Here is a 19,208-nt window from a genome sequence, read left to right as displayed (position 1 = left end):
ATCAGTTCAAATCCTCAGATGAAAAATCACGTCACGGTAGGCCATCTTTTCACCTGGACTCACAGGCGGTGAGACCCACTTGACTCAACGTGGCTCACAGGCCTCACCAATTCGGGCATCGCGCCCGGAGGTTACGCAGGGGACGTACGACCCCTAGGCCCTCGAAAGGCGCTTGAGGAGCATCGCGGAGGCGACCGGCCGGGCCCCGGCGCGGGCCACGCCGTCGGCGACCTCGCGGTCGGTGGAGGCCACGATGACCGGGCGGCCGGGCGGTTCGGCGCGCACCAGCTGGCGGATGAGCTCGTCGGCGGTGACGCCGGGCTTCGAGAACAGCACGCGCACGCCGCGCGGCGGCGCGAGCAGCACCGGCGCGGCCAGTTCGGCGCCGTCGAAGACACAGGTCACCTCGGCGCCGCTCTGCGCGGCCAGCTGGGAGAGCTGGCCGAGCAGCCGCAGGCGCTGCTTCTCCAGCGGCATCTGCGGATAGCCGGTCTTGGTGACGTTGTAGCCGTCGACGACCAGATGGGCCTGCGGCAGCGCGAGCAGCTGGTCGAGGACCTGCGGGTCGTTCTCCGACAGGGCGCGCGCGGCGATGTCCTTGGGGGTCATCCGGCCCGGCTCGACGGCGTCGACGGTCTCGGCGGGCCGCACCGACACCGGCGGCAGGGCGAGTTCGCGGCGCAGCCCCTGGGTGGCGTCCAGCAGGGTGTCCAGCAGCAGCCGCACCCGCATGTCCTCGACGCTGCGGCCCTCGCGGGCGGCGCGCCGGGCCGCCTCCAGCGCGGCCTCGCTCTCCCCGAGCCGGGCCTTGAGCCGCCGGGCCTCGCTCTCGGCGGCGGAGACCTGGGCGTGCGCGTCGGCGCGCACGGCCTCGATCTCCCCCTGGACCTTGCGCAGGGCGGCCTCGCCGCGCTTGACGTCGCTGAGGGCGGCGCGGAGCTTGCGGTGCAGCGACTCGGTCTCCTTCTTGGCCGAATCCAGTTCCGCGCGCAGCCGCTCGGTCTCGGCCCGGGTGTGGTCACGGGCCCGGTCGAGCTCGGCGCGCAGCCGCTCCAGCTCCGCCCGGTTCTCCTCGTCGGCGCGCTCGGCGTCGGCCCGCTGGGCCTCCTCGCCGGCGGCGGCCACGAGCTTCACCCAGCCGGGCGGCCGCAGTACGTAGGCCGCGGCCGCCACGTCGAGCGGGTCCGCGGCCAGGGGCGGGGAGCCGGAGTCGAGGGCGCCGGTCAGTTCCGGCTGGGTCTCTCTGAGCTTCTCCCCGATGCGCTGCCGGAACAGCGGGTCGGTCTCCAGCGCCGCCGCCATGGCGTTGCCGGCGAACTTGGCCCGGCGGTTCGGGGCGAACCGGGCGTACTGCCGCAGCTGCGCGGGCAGCTCGCCGACCGTCAGGGAGCCGAAGCCGTCCGAGACGATCTGGACGACCCTGCGGCGCACGCCGTCGGGCAGCGGACGGTCGAGCACCTCGGCGGCGCCGTCGCCCGGCCCCCCGCCCGTGGTCTCCACCATCCGTCACACCCCAATGCTGTGCGGGGCCGGCTCCCCTCAGGAGCCGGCGCCCGGCCTGTCCACGAGTTCCACCTGGTCCACCGCGTTGCACCAGCGGCAGCGCACCGACTCGATGGTCTCACTGAGCACCTCGCGCTCCTCGACCTTCGGCTCCCCGGCCAGGTCCAGGTGGACGTACTCGACGACCTTGGACGAGCGGGTCACGTCGAACCTCGTGAGGTTGCCGCAGAGGGTGCAGCGCCACCGCGTCGAGGCGGTCGGCAGGGGAACCGTCATCGTGGCCTGTTCTCTTTCCTTCTAGTGTCCGTGACGCGACCGGCCTCCCGGTGCGTGTGGCTCGTAACCCTACGGCCTGGCGGGTGCTCGCCGCCCGCGTGTCCACGGCGGCGAGGCGGTCTGTGCTGTTGCGTCCGGTTACGTCATGCTCTGTATTCATGATCAGGAAGTGGAGTGCGTCGATCGTCCGGGGCGGCAGAGCGATCAGGGGGTCGTCGGCGCCGGTGACGTACGCGCTGATCGCGCTGTGCTGCGCGGTCTTCCTGGCCGGACCCGCCTCGGGCCTGAATCCGGCCTACGGATCGGGGGACGAGCTGCTCGCCGCGCAGCGGGCCTACTTCCGGCGCTGGGGCGTGATCCCCGCAGAACTGTTCGACGGGTCCGGGGGCTCGCCCCTGACCCCCGCGACGGCGCTGTTCGTCCACGGCAGCTGGGTGCACCTGCTCGGCAACATGCTCTTCCTCTACGTCTTCGGGGCGATGACCGAGGAACGGATGGGCCGCGTGCAGTTCACCCTGTTCTACGTCGGCTGCGGCTACCTGGCCCTGCTGGGCTACGCCGTCGCCAACGCGGACTCCGAGCAGTCCCTGGTCGGTGCCTCGGGAGCCATCTCGGCGGTCCTCGGCGCGTTCCTGTACCTGTTCCCCCGGGCCCGGGTGACCAGTCTCCTGCCGTTCCTGTTCTTCCTGCCGGTGCGCTTCCCGGCGTGGATCGTGCTGCCGTTCTGGGCGGCCCTGCAGTGGCTGGCGGCGGGCCGGGCCCCGGCCGGGCCGGGGGTGGCCTACCTCGCCCACCTCATCGGCTTCGGTCTGGGCTTCGGCTACGCCTCCGTCCGCTACGGCCGCCCGACCGGCCCCACTAGAGTGAAGGCCGCCCCTGCTCCGGCCCCCGAGGGAGAGAACCAGCCGTGATCACCGCGATCGTCCTGATCAAGACCAGCGTGGACCGGATCCCCGAGATCGCCGAGTCGATCGCGGCGCTGGACAACGTCAGCGAGGTCTTCTCCGTCACCGGCACCTACGACCTGATCGCGATGGTCCGGGTCAAGGAGCACGAGGACCTGGCCGAGGTCATCCCCGGCCGGATCAGCAAGATCCCCGGGGTGGAGGGCACGGACACGCACGTGGCGTTCCGCACGTACTCGCAGCACGACCTGGAGGCGGCGTTCGCGATCGGTCTCGACAGCTGAGTCGCCTCCGGGCGCGGAGGATGAAGAGTTCTTCATCCGGGCTTCATCCCGTTCCCCGGCTCACGTCCGCAGGATCGGGCGCATGGCTTTCTCCCGTCGTATGGCGGCCCTGTCCGCCGTCGTGCTGATCCCGCTGGGCATCGCCGCGACCAGCTACGCCCTCGCGGACCGTCCCGAGGCGCCCAGGGTGCCGTCCCAGCAGGTGGAGCTGGACCGCGGCACGCCCACTCCCACCTCCACGCTCCAGTCCCCCTCGTCGCCCTCGCCGGGCGGGTCCGCCCCGGGCGACGAGGTGGTCTCGCGGCCCCCGGTGACCGACAGCTCAGCGAGTGACGATGACGACGACGACCTCGGCCCGGGCAGCTCGGACGACGGGCCGGGCGACGACGACGGCCCCGGCTCCGACAACTGACGGCGGCCGCCGGCGGATCTCCGCCCGGGTCCGGATCCTGCTGTGGCTGCTGCTGGTGATGGCGGTCGCGCTCGCCTCGGTGGCCATGACCACCCGCTCCTACCTGCTGCGGGACGTCGACAACCGGGTCAACCGGCTGCTCACGCAGGAGACCGGCGAGTTCGCCAACTTCGAGGAGCGCGGCGGCGACCCGCAGACCGGCCGGCCGTTCACCGACGCGGACCGGCTGCTGACGGTCTTCCTGGAACGGCAGTACCCGGACGCGGACGAGGAGCTGATCGGCCTGGTCGGGCGGGCGGGCGGCGGCGGCCCCCGGCAGATCCGCCAGCCGCACGACCTGCCCGTCGCCCTGCCCCTGCACCGGGACCCCGAGGCCCGGCGCCGCGTCTTCGTCTCCCCCGAGTCCTCCGGTGTGCTGCGGCGGCCTCAGGGCGAGATCCGCTGGGCCAAGGTCACCGTGGCTCAGCCGGGCCGGGAGCCGGACGCCGCGTTCGTCGTCGCCTTCCACCCGGAGCGGGAGCGGGCGCGGGTGAACACCGTCTTCCGCACGCTGCTGGTCATCTCCGGGGTCGCCCTGCTGCTGACGACCGGCATCGCCTGGGCGGTCGCCGGGCGGATCCTGCGGCCGGTGCGGGTGGTGCGCACGGCCGCCGCGCAGCTCACCGAGCAGGACCTCACCCGCCGTATCCCGGTGCACGGCCACGACGACATAGCGGCCCTGGCCGAGACCTTCAACGGCATGCTCGACCGGCTGGAGCGGGCGTTCGCGGCGCAGCGCGAGTTCGTCGACGACGCCGGGCACGAGCTGCGCACGCCGATCACCATCGTGCGCGGCCACCTGGAGGTCATGGGCGACGACCCGGCCGAGCGGGAGGAGACCGTCCGGCTGGTCACCGACGAGCTGGACCGGATGAGCCGCATCGTCGAGGACCTGCTGCTGCTCGCCAGGGCCGAACGCCCCGACTTCGTCACGCCCGAACCGGTCCAGGTCGCCGAACTGACCGCCGACGTCTACGTCAAGGCCCGCACCCTGGGCGAACGCGACTGGCGGCTCGACTCGGTCGCCGACGTGGAGGCCGAACTGGATCCACAGCGGATCACCCAGGCCATGGTGCAGCTCGCGCAGAACGCCGTGCAGCACACCACCACCGGCCAGACCATCCGCATCGGCTCCCGCGCCGACGGCCCGCACCTGGAGCTGTACGTCGCCGACTCCGGGCCGGGGGTGCAGCCCCAGGACACCGAGGTGATCTTCGAACGCTTCCGGCGCGGCACGGCCCGCCGGGGTGCCCGGGGCTCCGGGGCCGGGCTCGGGCTGTCCATCGTCAAGGCGATCGCGGAGGGCCACCGGGGGCGGGTGCGGCTCCACGGGACGCCCGGCGGCGGCGCCACCTTCGCCCTCGTCCTGCACGCACCCCGGGCACCGGAAGGAGACCCCACGTGAACCGCATCCTCATCGTCGAGGACGAGGAGCGCATCGCCTCCTTCGTGGAGAAGGGACTGCGCTCCAACGGCTTCACCACGACCGTCGTCACCGACGGCGACGCGGGCTACGAGTACGCCCTGACCGGCGGCTTCGACCTCGTCGTCCTCGACATCGGGCTGCCCGGCCGGGACGGCTTCACCCTCCTGCGCGAGCTGCGCGAGGCGCGGGTGTCGGTACCGGTGATCGTGCTGACCGCACGGGACTCCGTGCGGGACACGGTGGCCGGTCTGGAGGGCGGTGCCGACGACTGGATGACCAAGCCGTTCCGGTTCGAGGAACTGCTGGCGCGGGTGCGGCTCAGGCTCCGCACGGCGGCGCGGGCGCCGGAGGTGACGGTGCTCAGGTCGGGCTCCCTGAGCCTGGACCTGCGCACGCGGCGGGCCCGGGCCGGGGAGCGGACGGTCGACCTGACGGCGCGTGAGTTCGTGCTGCTGGAACTGTTCCTGCGGCATCCCGGGCAGGTGCTGTCCCGGGAGCAGATCCTGTCGCACGTGTGGGGGTACGACTTCGATCCGGGGTCCAACATCGTGGACGTGTACGTGCGGACGCTGCGGAAGAAGCTCGGGGCGGAGCGGGTGGAGACGGTGCGGGGGATGGGGTACCGGTTGCCGTAGTGCCGCATGAGCGCCGTGGCCGGGTGCGGGTGGCGTGTGGCTGGTCGCGCAGTTCCCCGCGCCCCCGAGGTGGCGCACCTGAACGTTCCTTCATGTGGAACTCATCGACGACTCACCGCCCCGAAGAATCCTCGATGACGTGACGCTGAACCTCCGCACCACGATCGCCCTGTGCGTCGCCCTGTCCATGTGCGCGCTGCTCGCCGTGCCCGCGAACTTCCCGGGGCTCGGCGGCGACGCCCGGCTCACGCTCGGCGTGTTCGCGCTGGCGACCTGCGCCTGGATCGGGACGTCCGTCGACGACACCTACATCGCCCTGGGCGCCGGACTCGCGCTCACGGTGACCGGGGTGATCAGCAGCGACACCCTGTTCGGGACGCTCGGGGACGCCACGGTCTGGCTGTTGATCTGCGCGTTCGTGCTGGCGGCCGCGGTGAGCCGGACCGGGCTCGCGGGCCGGGCGGCGGTGTTCCTGGTCAGCGGGGCGCGCGGCGTGCGGCAGCTCGTGCACCTGACCACCGCCGCCCTGGTCGTCACGGCGTTCGCGGTGCCCGCCACCTCCGGCCGGGCCGCGCTCGCGCTGCCGGTGTTCCTCGCGCTGGCGAAGGTCCTCGCCGACCGGAAGCGACTGGTCGTGATGCTGGCGCTGCTGTTTCCGACCGTGATCCTTCTGTCTGCGGTGGCGACCCTGATCGGCGCGGGTGCGCATCTGATCACCGTGTCGGTGCTGTGGGAGGCCACCGGGCAGCAGATCGGCTTCACGCAGTGGCTGCTGCTGGGCCTGCCGCTGGCCGTGGTCTCCTCGCACCTGGCCGCCGAGCTGGTCCTGCTGACGACGACCCGGCGCGCGGACCGCCGCGGCCCGGTCCGCGTCACCCCCGAGCAGATCCAGGAGCACAGCGAGCAGCCGGTGACCGGCCCCTGGAGCCAGGCCGAGAAGCGCTGCGCCCTGCTGCTGGCCACCGTGGTCCTGCTGTGGTGCAGTGAGCCGCTGCACCGGGTGCCGCCGGCCCTGGTCGCACTGATCGGTGCCGTCATCGCCTCCTCGCCGGCCCTGGGTACCGTGCGCCTGAAGGACGCCCTGAAGACCGTCCCCTGGGCGCTGCTGCTGTTCATGGCGGCGACGATGGCGATGGGCGTCGCGCTCGCCGACTCGGGCGCGGCCGGTTGGCTGGTTGCGGGGCTGCCGGCGGGCGCGACCCCGGTGGCGTTCCTGGCGGTCGTGATCACCGTGAGCACGGCGGCCCATCTGGTCCTGCAGTCGCGTTCGGCCCGCTCCTCGGTCCTGGTGCCGCTGGTCGTGGCCGCCTCCGCCGCCGCCGGCGTCAATCCGGTCGCCGCCGCCCTCGCCTCCACCGCCGCCGCCGGCTTCTGCCACACGCTGCCCGCCTCGGCCAAGCCGGTCACGCTCTTCGCGCAGGTTCCCGGCACCCCCACGTTCACCCCGCGCGACCTGCTGCGCCTGTCCGCCGTCCTGGCCCCGCTGACCGCCGTACTCGTCCTGCTGTTCGCCGTCGCGGTGTGGCCGCTGCTCGGCGTGTCCGTCACCCGTTGAGGAGCCCTCCATGCTGAACCGTGTCGTCGTAGCCCCCAGCGGCTTCAAGGAGTCCCTGTCGGCCGAGGCCGCCGCCGACGCCATCGCGGCCGGGGTGCGCCGCGTGCTGCCGGGCGCCGAGCTCGACCTCGTCCCGCTGGTGGACGGCGGCGAGGGCACGGCCCTGGCCCTGGCCGCCGCGACCGGGGGCAGGATCGTCACCGTGCCCGCGACCGGCCCGGTCGGGGAGCCCCTCGCCGCGCACTACGCCCTGCTGGGTTCCGGGGACACGGCCGTGGTGGAGATGGCGGCGGTGGCGGGCCTCTCCCTGGTCCCGCGCGACCGGCGCGACCCGGGCGCCACCACCACGTACGGCGTCGGCGAACTGATCCGCGCCGCCCTGGACTCGGGCGTCCGGCGGATCCTGGTCGGCTGCGGCGACTCGGGCACCTCCGACGGCGGGGCGGGCGCGCTCCAGGCCCTCGGGGCCCGGCTGCTGGACGAGGACGGCCGGGAACTGCCCCGGGGCGGCCGGGAGCTGACCCGGCTGCGCCGCGTCGACCCGGCCGGACTGGATCCCCGGCTCGCGGACGTGGAGCTGCTCGTCGCCTGCAACCCGTACAACGTGCTGTGCGGCGAGCGGGGCGTGGCCCGGGTCTTCGGACCGCAGAAGGGGGCGACGCCCGCGCAGGTGGAGGAGCTGTCGGCGGCCCTGGAGAACTGGGCGTTCGTCCTCACCCGGGACGCCGCCGTCCCGGGCACCGAGCTGCGCTCCGGCCCGGGCACGGGAGCCTCCGGCGGCCTGGGGGCCGGGCTCGCCGCCCTGGGCGCCCGGCTCCTGCCCCGCTTCGACGTGCTGCTGGACCACCTCGACCTGGACGCCCGGCTGGCCCGCGCCGATCTGGTCGTCACCGCCGAGGGTGCCCTGGACCGCCAGACGCCGCGCGGCAAGGTCCCGGCCGAGGTGGCCCGCCGGGCCAAGCGGTACGGACGCCCGGTCCTGGCGCTGGCCGGCACCCTCGGCGAGGGCGCGCACCAGGTGCCGGGCGTGGACGCCTGCCACGGCATCCTGCCCGCCCCGATGGAGCTGGCGGAGGCGCTGCTGCGGGCGGGCGAGCTGCTCACCGACGCCACCGAACGGGCCCTGCGGATGATCGTCCTGGGCGCCCGGCTACCGCTTCACGCCGAGGTGTCCGGGACGCAACGCCCTTCCTCCGTGCGGTAGTTCCACTTCGCTCCGTCCGTGACGAGCTCCTTCACCGCGTTCACGAACCGTTCGACGTGCTCGTCCGGCGTACCGGCCCCGAAGCTCACACGGACGGCGTTGAGGGACCTCTCCCCCGGCGCTGCCTCCGGCGCCCCGCATTCGCCCTGCGTCTGCGGGTCGCTGCCGAGCAGCGTGCGCAGCAGCGGGTGGGCGCAGAACAGCCCGTCCCGCACGCCGATGCCGTACTCGGCCGAGAGGGCGGCGGCGAAGTGCGAGCTGTTCCAGCCGTCGACGACGAAGGAGATCACGCCGACCCGCGGGGCGTCGTCCCCGAAGAGGGAGAGGGTGCGGACCTCGGGCACCTCGGCGAGCCCCGCGCGCACCTTCTCGATCAGGTACCGCTCGCGGGCGACGAGGGCGTCGAACCCGGCCTCGGTGAGGGCCTTGCAGGCGGAGGCGACGGCGTAGGCGCCGATGACGTTCGGGGAGCCGGCCTCGTGGCGGGCGGCGCTCTCGTGCCACTCCACGTCCACGCCCCCGTCCGCACCCCGCGCGACCTTGCGGCTGGCCCCGCCACCCGCGAGGTACGGCTCCGCCGCGCGCAGCCAGTCGGCCCGCCCGGCCAGGACGCCGGAGCCGAAGGGCGCGTACAGCTTGTGCCCGGAGAAGGCGACCCAGTCGACGTCGAGGTCCGCGACGGACACCGGGTGGTGCGGGGCCAGCTGGGCGGCGTCCAGCACGATCCGCGCCCCGTGGGCGTGCGCGGTGGCCGCCAGCTCCCGTACGGGCCACAGCTCGCCGGTGACGTTCGAGGCGCCGGTGACGCAGACGAGGGCGGGTCCGTGGGGGTCCCGGCCGGCGAGGGCGCGCTGCAGGGTCCCGACGGCCTCGCGGTGGCTCCTCGGAGCGTCGAGGAAGGTGACGCGGGCGTCGCGCCAGGGCAGCAGCGACGCGTGGTGCTCGGTCTCGAACACGAAGACCTCGCAGCCCTCCGGGAGGGCGGCGGCGAGGAGGTTGAGCGAGTCGGTGGTGGAGCGGGTGAACACGACCTGGTCGTCGGCGCGGCAGTCGAGGAACCCGGCGACGGTCCGGCGGGCGTTCTCGAACAGGTCGGTGGACAGCTGGGACAGGTACCCGGCACCGCGGTGGACGCTGCCGTAGTACGGCGCGTAGGCGGCGACGTCGTCCCAGACCCGCTGCAGCGCCGGGGCGCTGGCGGCGTAGTCGAGCGCGGCGTAGGTGACCTCACCGCCGGTCACGAGCGGCACGGTGACATCCCGTCCCAGAACGGGCAGCGGGGCACATACAGACCGGTCGGCGGCAAGGGTGGAGACGGACATGGCGAACTCCCGTGAGAGACAGGGGTGGAGAGAGAGGAAGGGGGTGCGGAGGCGGGGCTCTGCGGCCCTATCGCATTCGCTGACTCACGGAAGACTCCTCGTCGACCAGGACCCCTGGTGTCGCGAGGGGTCCGCGCTTGCCGCAGACCTCGCTGCCTGCGGCCTGGTCTTCACCCGGGGCACCCCGCCACGGACGGAGGGTTGCCGGACAGTCGGCCGGGGCCTCATGACTGTCACTCATGACCTGGTACGGGAACGTACGTGAAGTGATCGGCGTCCCGCAACCCGTGTCCGGATCACGGGACGCACCTCACGCGTCAGGCGTTGCTGGCGGCCACCCACCGCTCCAGCGTCCGCTTGGCGGCCCCCGAGTCGATCGACTCCGCCGCCCTGGCCATGCCGGCGCGGATCTGCTCGGCCAGCGTGCCCGTGCCCGGCTCCAGCGCCACCAGCGCCGCCGCCGCGTTCAGCAGCACCGCGTCCCGCACCGGGCCCCGCTCGCCGTCCAGCAGGCGGCGGGCGACCTCGGCGTTGTACGAGGCGTCCGCGCCGCGCAGGGCCTCCACCGGGACCAGTTCGAGCCCCACCTCGCGCGGGTCGAAGGCCTCCTCGGTCACCTTGCCGTCGCGGACGATCCAGACCCGGGAGGTGGCGGTGGTGGTCAGTTCGTCGAGGCCGTCGTCGCCGCGGAAGACCAGGGAGGAGTGACCGCGCTCGGCGAAGACGCCGGCCACGATCGGCGCCATGCGCGGGTCGGCCACGCCGACCGCCTGGGCGCGGACCTTGGCGGGGTTGGTCAGCGGCCCGAGGACGTTGAAGATGGTCCGGATGCCCAGCTGCCCGCGAGCCGCGCCCGCGTACCGCATCGACGGGTGGAACTTCGCCGCGAAGCAGAACGTGATCCCGGCCTCCTCGGCCACCCCGGCCACCCGGTGCACCGGCAGCTCCAGGTTGACGCCGAGCTTCTCCAGGACGTCGGAGGCGCCGGACGCCGAGGACGCGGCGCGGTTGCCGTGCTTGACGACCTTCGCGCCCGTGCCGGCGATGACGATGGCCGACATCGTGGAGATGTTGACGGTCTTCGCGCCGTCGCCGCCCGTGCCGACGATGTCGACCGCGGGGCCCGGCACCTCGATGACGTTGGCGTGCTCGTACATCGCCCGGACGAACCCGGCGATCTCCTCGACGGTCTCCCCCTTGGCGCGCAGTGCCACCACGAACCCGGCGATCTGCGCGTCGGTCGCCTCGCCGCGCATGATCAGGTCCATCGCCCACGCGGTGTCGTCGGCGGTCAGGTCCCGGCCCTGAAGCAGGCCGTTCAACAACAGGGGCCAGGAGCGGCCCGCCGCGGTGTCGCCTCCAGCGGGGGTCACAGCGCTCATAAGCCGCTCCAGGATCAGGCGTCCCGCACTACGGGACGAGAGTCTCAACGAGGTCCACCCTATCCAGCCCCAGAGCACCGCGAAGGGCCCCGTCCGAACACCGGACGGGGCCCTTGCCGTGGCGTGGCGAAGCAGTGATCAGTGGTGGCCGTGGCCGCTCGTGATCTCCCGGTACTCCTCGACGGTGGGCTTCGGGATCTGGGCGCCCTCGCCGTAGTAGGCGTCGCTGAGCTTGGCGCGCAGCTTCTCGGAGCCCTTCACCTTGCGCTCGACACCGTTCTCGTCGACCGTCGGGCCGAGCTCGACCGGCTTGTACTGCTCGTGCGCCGTGAGCGTGTACATCTGCTCCTGGCTGAGCGGCTCGTGCACCTCGATGAACTCACCGTGCGGCAGGCGCTTGATGATGCCCGACTCGCGGCCGTGCAGCACCTTGTCCTTGTCCCGGCGCTGCAGGCCGAGGCAGATCCGCTTGGTGATGATGAACGCGATGACCGGCCCGGCGAAGAACCCGATCCGGACGAACCAGGTGACCGCGTTGATCGACAGGTGGAAGTGCGTGGCGACGATGTCGTTGCCACCGCCGATCAGCATGATCATGTAGCCGGTGACCCAGGCGACACCGAACGCGGTGCGCGTCGGGGCGTTGCGCGGCCGGTCCAGGATGTGGTGCTCGCGCTTGTCCCCGGTCACCCACGACTCGATGAACGGGTACAGGGCGATGATCGCGAGGAACAGGCCGAAGAGGACCAGCGGGATGAACACGCCCAGGACGAGCGTGTGACCCCAGAAGTTGATCTCCCAGCCCGGCATGGCGCGGACCAGACCCTCGGCGAAGCCCATGTACCAGTCGGGCTGCGCGCCGGTCGACACCTGGTCGGGCCGGTACGGGCCGAGGACCCAGATCGGGTTGACCGTGGCGATGCCGGCGAGGGCCGCGATGACACCGAAGACCAGGAAGAAGAAGCCTCCGGCCTTGGCCATGTAGACCGGCAGCAGCGGCATGCCGACGACGTTCTTGTTGGTCCGTCCAGGGCCCGCGAACTGCGTGTGCTTGTGGTAGAAGACCAGGATCAGGTGGCCGACCACGAGCCCGAGCATGATGCCCGGCAGCAGCAGGATGTGGATCGAGTAGAACCGGGCGACGAAGTCGGTGCCCGGGAACTCCCCGCCGAACAGGAACATCGAGATGTACGTGCCGACGATCGGCACGGACAGGATCGCGCCCTGCGTGAAGCGGACACCGGTGCCGGAGAGCAGGTCGTCCGGGAGCGAGTAGCCGGTGAAACCGGTGAACATGCCGAGGACGAACAGCAGGAAGCCGAACAGCCAGTTGATCTCGCGCGGCTTGCGGAACGCGCCGGTGAAGAAGACGCGCATCATGTGCACGAACATGCCGGCGAGGAAGATGATCGCCGCCCAGTGGTGGATCTGCCGGATGAGCAGACCGCCGCGGACGTCGAAGCTGATGTCCAGCGTGGAGGCGAACGCCTCCGACATCAGCTGCCCCTGGAGCGGGACGTAACTGCCGTGGTACTCCACCTCGTTCATCGACGGGTGGAAGAACAGCGTCAGGTACACACCCGTCAGGATGATGATGATGAAGCTGTAGAGGCAGATCTCACCCAGCATGAAGGACCAGTGGTCCGGGAAGATCTTGCGCATGTTGGCCTTGGCCAGGGAGTAGATCCCCAGGCGGCCGTCGGCCCAGTCGGCGACCCGCTCTCCGGCGGGCGCCTTGCGGCGGTCGTCCTTGTTACTCATCCGCGCTCCCAGAAGGCAGGACCGACGGGCTCTTCGAAGTCGCCGAGCGCCTCGAGGTAGCCCTCGTCGTTCACGCCGATGCGCAGCTGCGGCAGGGCGTGACCGGCGGGACCGAAGATCACTCGGGCACCGTCGGACAGGTCGAAGGTGGACTGGTGGCAGGGGCAGAGCACGTGATGCGTCTGCTGCTCGTACAGGGAGATCGGGCAACCGACGTGGGTGCAGATCTTCGAGTACGCGACGATGCCCTCGTGCGACCACTCGAGCTCGCGCTTGTCCTTGATGTTCTCCGGCTGGATCCGGACGATCATCAGGGCGGCCTTGGCGATCTCGTTCTGGAACTCGTGGTCGTGCTCCTCCAGGCCCTCGGGCTTGGCGAAGGTCAGCGAACCGACCGCGACGTCCGAGGGGCGCAGCGGCTGGTTCGTGTTCATGTTCACGAGCAGCTTGCCCTTGGACCACAGCGTGTGGCGGAGCTTCTCGCCGGGCAGCGGGCCGAGGTCGCGCAGCAGCACGACGCCGGAGAGCGGCACCAGCGTGAGCGCGCCGAGCATGGTGTTGCGGATCAGCTTGCGGCGGCCGAGCGCGGACTCCTTGGCGCCCTGCTTGAAGTCCGCGAAGACCTTCTCGCGCACCTCGGGCTCCGCCTCGATCGGGTGCCGCTCGTCGGCGATCTCCACGTCCGACATCAGGGTGCGCGCCCAGTGGACGGCGCCGGCGCCGATGCAGAACAGCGCGATGCCGAGCGTCATGCCCAGCGCGAAGTTCAGGGCGCTGATGCGGCCGAGCGGGAAGATGTAGACCGACTTGTCGACCGGGATCGCCACGAACGCGGCGATGAAGGCGATGGTGGCCAGCATCGACACCGTGAACATCAGGGCGACCGAGCGCTCGGACCGCTTGGCGGCCCGCTCGTCGATGTCCTGGATCCGGTGCTCGTGGGGCGGCAGGCCCGGGTCGGCGAACGGGTGCTTCTCGTCCGCGACGCTGACCACGCCGTGCTCGTCATGTCCTGCGGACCGCGCGGCGGGCAGGTTCTCTTCTGGAATCTCTTGGCTACTCATGACTTCTTGGCCTTTGCGGTCCGGGCGGCGACCCACACGGCGACGGCGATCAGTCCGCCGAGACCGAAGATCCAGCCGAAGAGGCCCTCGCTGACCGGTCCCAGACCGCCCAGTTCGAGGCCACCGGGGCTCTCGGTCTTCTCGCTGTTGACCGCGTCGAGGTACGCGATGATGTCCTTCTTGTTCTTCTCCGACAGCGTGGTGTCGGGGAAGGACGGCATGTTCTGCGGGCCGGTCTGCATGGCCTCGTAGATGTGCTTCTCGGAGACGCCCTCCAGGCTCGGCGCGTACTTGCCGTGCGTCAGCGCGCCGCCCTTGCCGGTGAAGTTGTGGCACTGCGCGCAGTTGGTCCGGAAGAGTTCACCGCCCTTGGCGATGTCGGCGCCCTCGGGGCTGTACTGGTCCTCCGTCGGGACGGCCGGGCCGGCACCGAGGGAGGCGATGTACGCCGCGAGCTGGTCGATCTCGGCCTGGGTGTAGATGTTCTTCTTCTTCGGGACCTGCGGGCCCTGGGAGGTGGCGGCCGGCATACGGCCCGTGCCCACCTGGAAGTCGACGGACGCGGCGCCCACACCCACCAGGCTCGGGCCGTCGGAGGTGCCCTGACCGCCGGTGCCGTGGCAACTGGCGCAGCCGACCGAGTAGAGCTTCTTGCCCTCCTCGATGGTGAGGGACTGGGCGGATTCGTCGGCCTGCGCCTTGCTCGCGGGTGCGAACGCGGCGTACAGCCCCCCGGTGCATGCCAGCGCGAGGAGTAGGACGACGAGCGCCGCCATCGGGTGGCGTCGTCGTGCGGAGAGCTTTTTCACGGATTACCCCGGTGTCAGGATCTTCTGCGTCGATGCTTCTGGGATGCGCGCCTCGTCGGGCGCGGCGGATGCGGGCCCTGCTACTTGATCATGTAGATCGTGGCGAAGAGGCCGATCCAGACGACATCGACGAAGTGCCAGTAGTAGGACACGACGATCGCGGCGGTCGCCTGCTCGTGGGTGAACCTCCGGGCCGCGTAGGTCCGGCCCAGGACCAGCAGGAAGGCGATGAGACCGCCCGTCACGTGCAGGCCGTGGAAGCCGGTGGTCAGGTAGAAGACCGAGCCGTACGGGTCGGACGAGAGGGACAGGCCCTCGTGCTTGACCAGCTCGGTGTACTCGAAGACCTGGCCTCCGATGAAGATCGCACCCATGATGAAGGTGACGATGAACCACATCCGGAGCTTCTTCACGTCACCGCGCTCGGCGGCGAAGACGCCGAGCTGGCAGGTGAGGGAGGAGAGCACCAGGATCGTGGTGTTCGTCGCCGAGAACGGGAAGTTCAGGGCATCGGCCTTCTCCTGCCAGAAGTCAGGACCGGTCACCGATCGCAGGGTGAAGTACATCGCGAAGAGGGCCGCGAAGAACATCAGCTCGGAACTCAACCAGATGATGGTTCCGACGCTGGTGAGGTTCGGCCGGTTGACCGACGGGTGCGCGTGCCCGGTTTCTACTGTCGTTGCTGTCGCCACGACCGACATTATGTCGGTCGCTTATCCCGCCCTCACTCCGGGGGGTGCCGTTCGGAGTGTCTAAGCCGGTCGTACCGGTGTTGACGTGGTGTTCAAGGGAGTAGCATCCGGCTCAACGGGCCTGTCCTTACGACGCTGACGTCACGGAGGAACAATGCAGCCGACCGCCACGGTGCTGGTCTACAGCGACGACTCCAACACCCGCGAACAGGTGCGGCTCGCGACCGGCCGGCGGCCGGCCCCGGACGTGCCTGTGGTGGAGTTCGTGGAGTGCGCGACCCCGGCGGCAGTGATCAAGGAACTGGACCGCGGCGGGATCGACGTCTGCGTGCTGGACGGTGAGGCCGTGCCGATGGGGGGCATGGGGGTCTGCCGGCAGATCAAGGACGAGATCTTCGACTGTCCTCCGGTGCTGTTGCTGATCGGGCGGCCGCAGGACGCGTGGCTGGCGACGTGGAGCCGTGCGGAGGCGGCGGTGACCTTGCCGGTGGAGCCGGTGGAGTTCGCCTCCGCCCTGGCTTCCTTGTTGCGGTCGAGGGCGGCTTTGAACGCCTAGGAGCCCCAGACGTCCGGTCGTGTGGCGACGTACCGGTGCGTGGGGGCTGTTCGCGCAGTTCCCCGCGCCCCTTCAGGTCAGACGCTCTGCGGGCGCAGCCGGGCCCTGTCGGCCGGGGTGGGGCCCTCCGGGGTGCCGCCCACCAGGGCGCTGCCGGTGCGCCACTTCGTCCAGTCGAGGTTCCAGTCGCCGTAGCCGTTGCCGAACGGCGTCATCGTGTCGCCGGCGGAGTTGACGACCTTGACGATGTCGCCCTCGCGGACGGTCTCGTAGAACCAGGCGGCGTTCTCGGTGCTCATGCCGGTGCAGCCGTGGCTGACGTTGGCGTAGCCCTGCGAGCCCACCGACCAGGGGGCGGCGTGGACGTACTCGCCGCTGTTGGTGACCCGGACCGAGTGGTGGACGACCAGGTCGTAGAAGTCCGAGGCGCCGATGCTGGCGCTGGTCATCCGGACGGTGCCCTCCTTGGCCAGGACGACCTTGACGCCGTTGCGGGTGTCATAGCCGGGCATGCCCGTGGTGACCGGGATCTCGCGGACGACCTCGTCGTTCTTGTAGACGGTCATCCGGTGGGCCGCGGCGTCCGTGACGGCGACGACCTTGTCGCCCGTGGTGATGGTCAGCGGCTTGGCCCTGCCGCCCCACATGCGGTCGCCGATCTTGATGCCCTCCAGGTTGCTGCGGACCTGGACGGTGGCCTGGGCGGGCCAGTAGTCCTTCGGGCGGTAGTGGAGCTTCCTGTCGTCCACCCAGTGCCAGGCGCCGTCCGTGGCGGGCGTGGAGGAGACCCTGAGCGCGCGTTCGACGACGGCCCGCTGCGCCGTGTCCTTGACGGGCTGGCTGAGCTCGGCCGTGATGGGCTGGCCGACGCCGTAGGTGCCCTGCTCGGGGCCGAAGGTGACGTCCAGGCGCTTCTTGGCGGCCGGCTTGCCGGTGGCGAAGGTGAGGACCTTGCGGCCGGGAGCGCCGTCCTCGTCCTCGGTGCTCACCCGGACCGTGTAGCCGGCGTTGGCGGCGAGCGGCGAGGTGCTGTGCCAGCGGCTCCCGTCGGCGGCGAGTTCGCCCGCCACGTGGCGTCCTGCGGCGTCGTGGGCGGTGACGTCGGTGATGCGCCCGCCGGAGTCCTCGACGACGACTTCCAGGGGCTTGTCCGGGTCGGCCTTCTTGTGGCCGTCCGGGGTGTTGAAGGAGATCTGGTCCGCCGCGTCGTAGGGGCGGGCGGAGAGGGGGTTGCCGTCGGAGCCGCAGGCGGTGACGCCCGCGCCGAGGGCCATGACCAGCAGCGCGCAGCCGACGGCGGCGCGGGGGCGGGATATCGCTGTGTGGCTCATGGCCTCACGCTAGGAAGTCGCGTCAAGAGCGGCACGCCGACCGACCCGTACGAGTGACATGTATTACGCCGGGAGCAGGAGCCCACGACCAGGGGCCCGGACTCTCCTCACGGAGTGTCCGGGCCCCTGCGGCGCTCGGTGCGGTGTTACTGGGTGCGGTTCTCACCGCGGTAGTACTCGAAGACCCAGCCCCAGATGCCGATCAGGATGATCGGCAGCGAGAAGTACATCAGCCACCAGCCGATGGCGACGGCCAGGAAGGCCAGGGCGCCACCGATGGCCAGGGAGAGCGGCTGCCAGCTGTGCGGGCTGAAGAACCCGACCTCGCCGGCGTCGTCGGCGACGTCCGCCTCCTTGTCGTCCTGGGCGCCCACGTCGACCCGCTTGGCCGTGAAGCCGAGGTAGAAGCCGATCATGATGGCCAGGCCGAACGCCAGGAAGAGCGCCGTGGTGCCGGCCGGCTCCTTCGACCACCAGCCATAGACGATCGCCATGACGAGGATGAAGGCGCTCAGCCACATGAACATCTTGCCCTGGATCTTCACTTGCCGGCCTCCTTGCCGCCAGCCAGAGCCTTGTCGCCGTGGCCCACGTTCTCGAGCTGGTCGAGGGCGGCGATCTCCGGGTGGTGCAGGTCGAACGCCGGGGATTCACTCCGGATCCGCGGCATGGTGATGAAGTTGTGGCGGGGCGGCGGGCAGGAGGTGGCCCACTCCAGGGAGCGGCCGTAGCCCCACGGGTCGTCGACGCCGACCGGCTTGCCGTACTTGGCCGTCTTCCACACGTTGTAGAAGAACGGCAGGATCGACATGCCGAGCAGGAACGAGCTGATCGTCGAGATCGTGTTCAGCGCGGTGAAGCCGTCGGCCGCCAGGTAGTCGGCGTAACGGCGCGGCATGCCCTCGGCGCCCAGCCAGTGCTGGACCAGGAACGTGCCGTGGAAGCCGATGAACAGCGTCCAGAAGGTGATCTTGCCCAGGCGCTCGTCCAGCATCTTGCCGGTCCACTTCGGCCACCAGAAGTGGAAGCCGGAGAACATCGCGAAGACCACGGTGCCGAAGACGACGTAGTGGAAGTGGGCCACCACGAAGTAGGAGTCGGAGACGTGGAAGTCCATGGGCGGCGAGGCCAGGATGACACCGGTCAGACCACCGAAGGTGAAGGTGATCAGGAAGCCGGTGGCCCAGAGCATGGGGGTCTCGAAGGACAGCGAGCCCTTCCACATGGTGCCGATCCAGTTGAAGAACTTCACACCGGTCGGGACCGCGATGAGGAAGGTCATGAAGGAGAAGAACGGCAGCAGGACACCGCCGGTGACGTACATGTGGTGGGCCCACACCGTCACGGACAGGCCCGCGATCGCGATGGTCGCGCCGATCAGACCCGTGTAGCCGAACATCGGCTTGCGGGAGAAGACCGGGATGACCTCACTGATGATGCCGAAGAACGGCAGCGCGATGATGTACACCTCTGGATGGCCGAAGAACCAGAAGAGGTGCTGCCACAGCAGGGCGCCGCCGTTGGCGGAGTCGAAGACGTGGGCGCCGAACTTGCGGTCCGCCTCCAGCGCGAACAGGGCCGCGGCCAGGACCGGGAAGGCCAGCAGGACCAGCACACCGGTCAGCAGCACGTTCCAGGTGAAGATCGGCATGCGGAACATCGTCATGCCCGGGGCGCGCATGCAGATGATCGTGGTGATGAAGTTGACCGAGCCGAGGATGGTGCCGAAGCCGGAGAAGGCCAGACCCATGATCCACATGTCGGCGCCGATGCCCGGGGAGCGGACCGCGTCCGACAGCGGGCTGTAGGCGAACCAGCCGAAGTCGGCCGCGCCCTGCGGCGTGAGGAAGCCGCCGACCGCGATGAGCGAGCCGAACAGGTACAGCCAGTAGGCGAACATGTTCAGCCGCGGGAAGGCCACGTCCGGCGCGCCGATCTGCAGCGGCATGATCCAGTTCGCGAAGCCCGCGAACAGCGGCGTCGCGAACATCAGCAGCATGATCGTGCCGTGCATCGTGAACGCCTGGTTGAACTGCTCGTTCGACATGATCT

The 19,208-nt window shown here is 70.8% G+C and carries 19 protein-coding genes and 1 riboswitch; of the genes, 8 read left to right on the top strand and 11 right to left on the bottom strand.

The window, feature by feature from the left end; translation table 11 throughout:
* Positions 1-153: 153 nt before the first annotated feature.
* The gene (locus RIN80_RS10075; RefSeq protein WP_309095184.1) at positions 154-1,503 is read right to left on the bottom strand and encodes an NYN domain-containing protein; all 1,350 of its coding nucleotides are present in this window, start codon (positions 1,501-1,503) and stop codon (positions 154-156) included.
* Positions 1,504-1,539: 36 nt separating this feature from the next.
* Positions 1,540-1,779: a hypothetical protein gene (locus RIN80_RS10070; RefSeq protein WP_010048941.1), complete on the bottom strand. Its 240-nt coding sequence runs from the start codon at positions 1,777-1,779 to the stop codon at positions 1,540-1,542.
* A gap of 158 nt (positions 1,780-1,937) precedes the next feature.
* Here RIN80_RS10070 and RIN80_RS10065 point away from each other — a divergent pair, with 158 nt between their 5' ends.
* The 7 genes from RIN80_RS10065 to RIN80_RS10035 all read left to right on the top strand — a co-directional run bounded on the left by RIN80_RS10065 (position 1,938) and on the right by RIN80_RS10035 (position 8,239).
* Entirely contained in the window at positions 1,938-2,690 is a 753-nt protein-coding gene (locus RIN80_RS10065; protein ID WP_309095183.1) for a rhomboid family intramembrane serine protease, read from the top strand.
* On the top strand, positions 2,687-2,968 hold the full coding sequence (locus RIN80_RS10060; protein WP_309095182.1) for an Lrp/AsnC ligand binding domain-containing protein: 282 nt from the start codon (positions 2,687-2,689) through the stop codon (positions 2,966-2,968). Before RIN80_RS10065 ends, RIN80_RS10060 begins: the two co-directional genes overlap by 4 nt.
* An 82-nt stretch (positions 2,969-3,050) precedes the next feature.
* Positions 3,051-3,380: a small secreted hydrophilic protein gene (locus RIN80_RS10055; protein WP_309095181.1), complete on the top strand. Its 330-nt coding sequence runs from the start codon at positions 3,051-3,053 to the stop codon at positions 3,378-3,380.
* A gap of 58 nt (positions 3,381-3,438) precedes the next feature.
* Positions 3,439-4,824, top strand: coding sequence for an ATP-binding protein (locus RIN80_RS10050; protein WP_309095204.1), 1,386 nt, complete (start codon positions 3,439-3,441; stop codon positions 4,822-4,824).
* Complete coding sequence (locus RIN80_RS10045; RefSeq protein WP_309095180.1) at positions 4,821-5,480, top strand: response regulator transcription factor; 660 nt, start codon at positions 4,821-4,823, stop codon at positions 5,478-5,480. Before RIN80_RS10050 ends, RIN80_RS10045 begins: the two co-directional genes overlap by 4 nt.
* Before the next feature lie 139 nt (positions 5,481-5,619).
* Entirely contained in the window at positions 5,620-7,035 is a 1,416-nt protein-coding gene (locus RIN80_RS10040; protein WP_309095179.1) for an SLC13 family permease, read from the top strand.
* A gap of 10 nt (positions 7,036-7,045) precedes the next feature.
* Positions 7,046-8,239, top strand: a complete 1,194-nt coding sequence (locus tag RIN80_RS10035; RefSeq protein WP_309095178.1) for a glycerate kinase — start codon at positions 7,046-7,048, stop codon at positions 8,237-8,239.
* Here the strand turns inward: RIN80_RS10035 and RIN80_RS10030 are convergent.
* The 6 genes from RIN80_RS10030 to RIN80_RS10005 form a co-directional block, all read right to left on the bottom strand.
* Positions 8,194-9,561 carry an aminotransferase class V-fold PLP-dependent enzyme gene (locus tag RIN80_RS10030; RefSeq protein WP_309095177.1) on the bottom strand — a complete coding sequence of 456 codons (1,368 nt, stop codon included), beginning with the start codon at positions 9,559-9,561 and terminating at the stop codon, positions 8,194-8,196. The genes RIN80_RS10035 and RIN80_RS10030 overlap by 46 nt on opposite strands.
* Positions 9,562-9,689: 128 nt before the next feature.
* Positions 9,690-9,806: riboswitch (SAM riboswitch) on the bottom strand.
* Between the two features lie 72 nt (positions 9,807-9,878).
* The gene (gene trpD, locus RIN80_RS10025; protein ID WP_309095176.1) at positions 9,879-10,943 is read right to left on the bottom strand and encodes an anthranilate phosphoribosyltransferase; all 1,065 of its coding nucleotides are present in this window, start codon (positions 10,941-10,943) and stop codon (positions 9,879-9,881) included.
* A gap of 138 nt (positions 10,944-11,081) precedes the next feature.
* Positions 11,082-12,704, bottom strand: coding sequence for a cytochrome bc complex cytochrome b subunit (locus RIN80_RS10020; protein ID WP_309095175.1), 1,623 nt, complete (start codon positions 12,702-12,704; stop codon positions 11,082-11,084).
* The gene (locus RIN80_RS10015; protein WP_309095174.1) at positions 12,701-13,768 is read right to left on the bottom strand and encodes a Rieske 2Fe-2S domain-containing protein; all 1,068 of its coding nucleotides are present in this window, start codon (positions 13,766-13,768) and stop codon (positions 12,701-12,703) included. Before RIN80_RS10015 ends, RIN80_RS10020 begins: the two co-directional genes overlap by 4 nt.
* On the bottom strand, positions 13,765-14,577 hold the full coding sequence (locus tag RIN80_RS10010; protein ID WP_309095173.1) for a cytochrome c: 813 nt from the start codon (positions 14,575-14,577) through the stop codon (positions 13,765-13,767). Before RIN80_RS10010 ends, RIN80_RS10015 begins: the two co-directional genes overlap by 4 nt.
* Before the next feature lie 80 nt (positions 14,578-14,657).
* Positions 14,658-15,278 (bottom strand): heme-copper oxidase subunit III, encoded by a 621-nt coding sequence (locus tag RIN80_RS10005; RefSeq protein ID WP_309095172.1) that lies wholly within the window; start codon positions 15,276-15,278, stop codon positions 14,658-14,660.
* A 145-nt stretch (positions 15,279-15,423) separates the two neighbouring features.
* Here RIN80_RS10005 and RIN80_RS10000 point away from each other — a divergent pair, with 145 nt between their 5' ends.
* Positions 15,424-15,825: a hypothetical protein gene (locus RIN80_RS10000; RefSeq protein WP_309095171.1), complete on the top strand. Its 402-nt coding sequence runs from the start codon at positions 15,424-15,426 to the stop codon at positions 15,823-15,825.
* A gap of 77 nt (positions 15,826-15,902) precedes the next feature.
* Here the strand turns inward: RIN80_RS10000 and RIN80_RS09995 are convergent, their stop codons facing one another.
* The 3 genes from RIN80_RS09995 to RIN80_RS09985 form a co-directional block, all read right to left on the bottom strand.
* A complete protein-coding gene (locus tag RIN80_RS09995) occupies positions 15,903-17,156 on the bottom strand; it encodes an Ig-like domain-containing protein (RefSeq protein ID WP_309095170.1) in 1,254 nt (417 codons plus the stop codon).
* A 146-nt stretch (positions 17,157-17,302) separates the two neighbouring features.
* Positions 17,303-17,701 carry a cytochrome c oxidase subunit 4 gene (locus tag RIN80_RS09990; protein WP_309095169.1) on the bottom strand — a complete coding sequence of 133 codons (399 nt, stop codon included), beginning with the start codon at positions 17,699-17,701 and terminating at the stop codon, positions 17,303-17,305.
* A partial coding sequence (locus RIN80_RS09985; RefSeq protein WP_309095168.1) for a cbb3-type cytochrome c oxidase subunit I occupies positions 17,698-19,208 on the bottom strand: 1,511 nt, incomplete at its 5' end. The genes RIN80_RS09990 and RIN80_RS09985, both read right to left, overlap by 4 nt.

Origin of the sequence: Streptomyces sp. (assembly GCF_031181705.1) — a bacterium.
Lineage (GTDB): Bacteria > Actinomycetota > Actinomycetes > Streptomycetales > Streptomycetaceae > Streptomyces.
Note: the sequence above shows the minus strand (reverse complement) of the source record. Positions and strands in the feature narration are given on the sequence as shown.

Bases quoted from the DNA above. Each gene is read 5' to 3' on its own strand.
- RIN80_RS10030 (WP_309095177.1), bottom strand. From the start codon at position 9,561: ATGTCCGTCTCCACCCTTGCCGCCGACCGGTCTGTATGTGCCCCGCTG.
- RIN80_RS10055 (WP_309095181.1), top strand. From the start codon at position 3,051: ATGGCTTTCTCCCGTCGTATGGCGGCCCTGTCCGCCGTCGTGCTGATC.
- RIN80_RS09995 (WP_309095170.1), bottom strand. From the start codon at position 17,156: ATGAGCCACACAGCGATATCCCGCCCCCGCGCCGCCGTCGGCTGCGCG.
- RIN80_RS10015 (WP_309095174.1), bottom strand. From the start codon at position 13,768: ATGAGTAGCCAAGAGATTCCAGAAGAGAACCTGCCCGCCGCGCGGTCC.
- RIN80_RS10050 (WP_309095204.1), top strand. From the start codon at position 3,439: ATGGCGGTCGCGCTCGCCTCGGTGGCCATGACCACCCGCTCCTACCTG.
- RIN80_RS10075 (WP_309095184.1), bottom strand. From the start codon at position 1,503: ATGGTGGAGACCACGGGCGGGGGGCCGGGCGACGGCGCCGCCGAGGTG.
- trpD (WP_309095176.1), bottom strand. From the start codon at position 10,943: ATGAGCGCTGTGACCCCCGCTGGAGGCGACACCGCGGCGGGCCGCTCC.
- RIN80_RS10005 (WP_309095172.1), bottom strand. From the start codon at position 15,278: ATGTCGGTCGTGGCGACAGCAACGACAGTAGAAACCGGGCACGCGCAC.
- RIN80_RS10020 (WP_309095175.1), bottom strand. From the start codon at position 12,704: ATGAGTAACAAGGACGACCGCCGCAAGGCGCCCGCCGGAGAGCGGGTC.
- RIN80_RS10000 (WP_309095171.1), top strand. From the start codon at position 15,424: ATGCAGCCGACCGCCACGGTGCTGGTCTACAGCGACGACTCCAACACC.
- RIN80_RS10070 (WP_010048941.1), bottom strand. From the start codon at position 1,779: ATGACGGTTCCCCTGCCGACCGCCTCGACGCGGTGGCGCTGCACCCTC.
- RIN80_RS10035 (WP_309095178.1), top strand. From the start codon at position 7,046: ATGCTGAACCGTGTCGTCGTAGCCCCCAGCGGCTTCAAGGAGTCCCTG.
- RIN80_RS10065 (WP_309095183.1), top strand. From the start codon at position 1,938: ATGATCAGGAAGTGGAGTGCGTCGATCGTCCGGGGCGGCAGAGCGATC.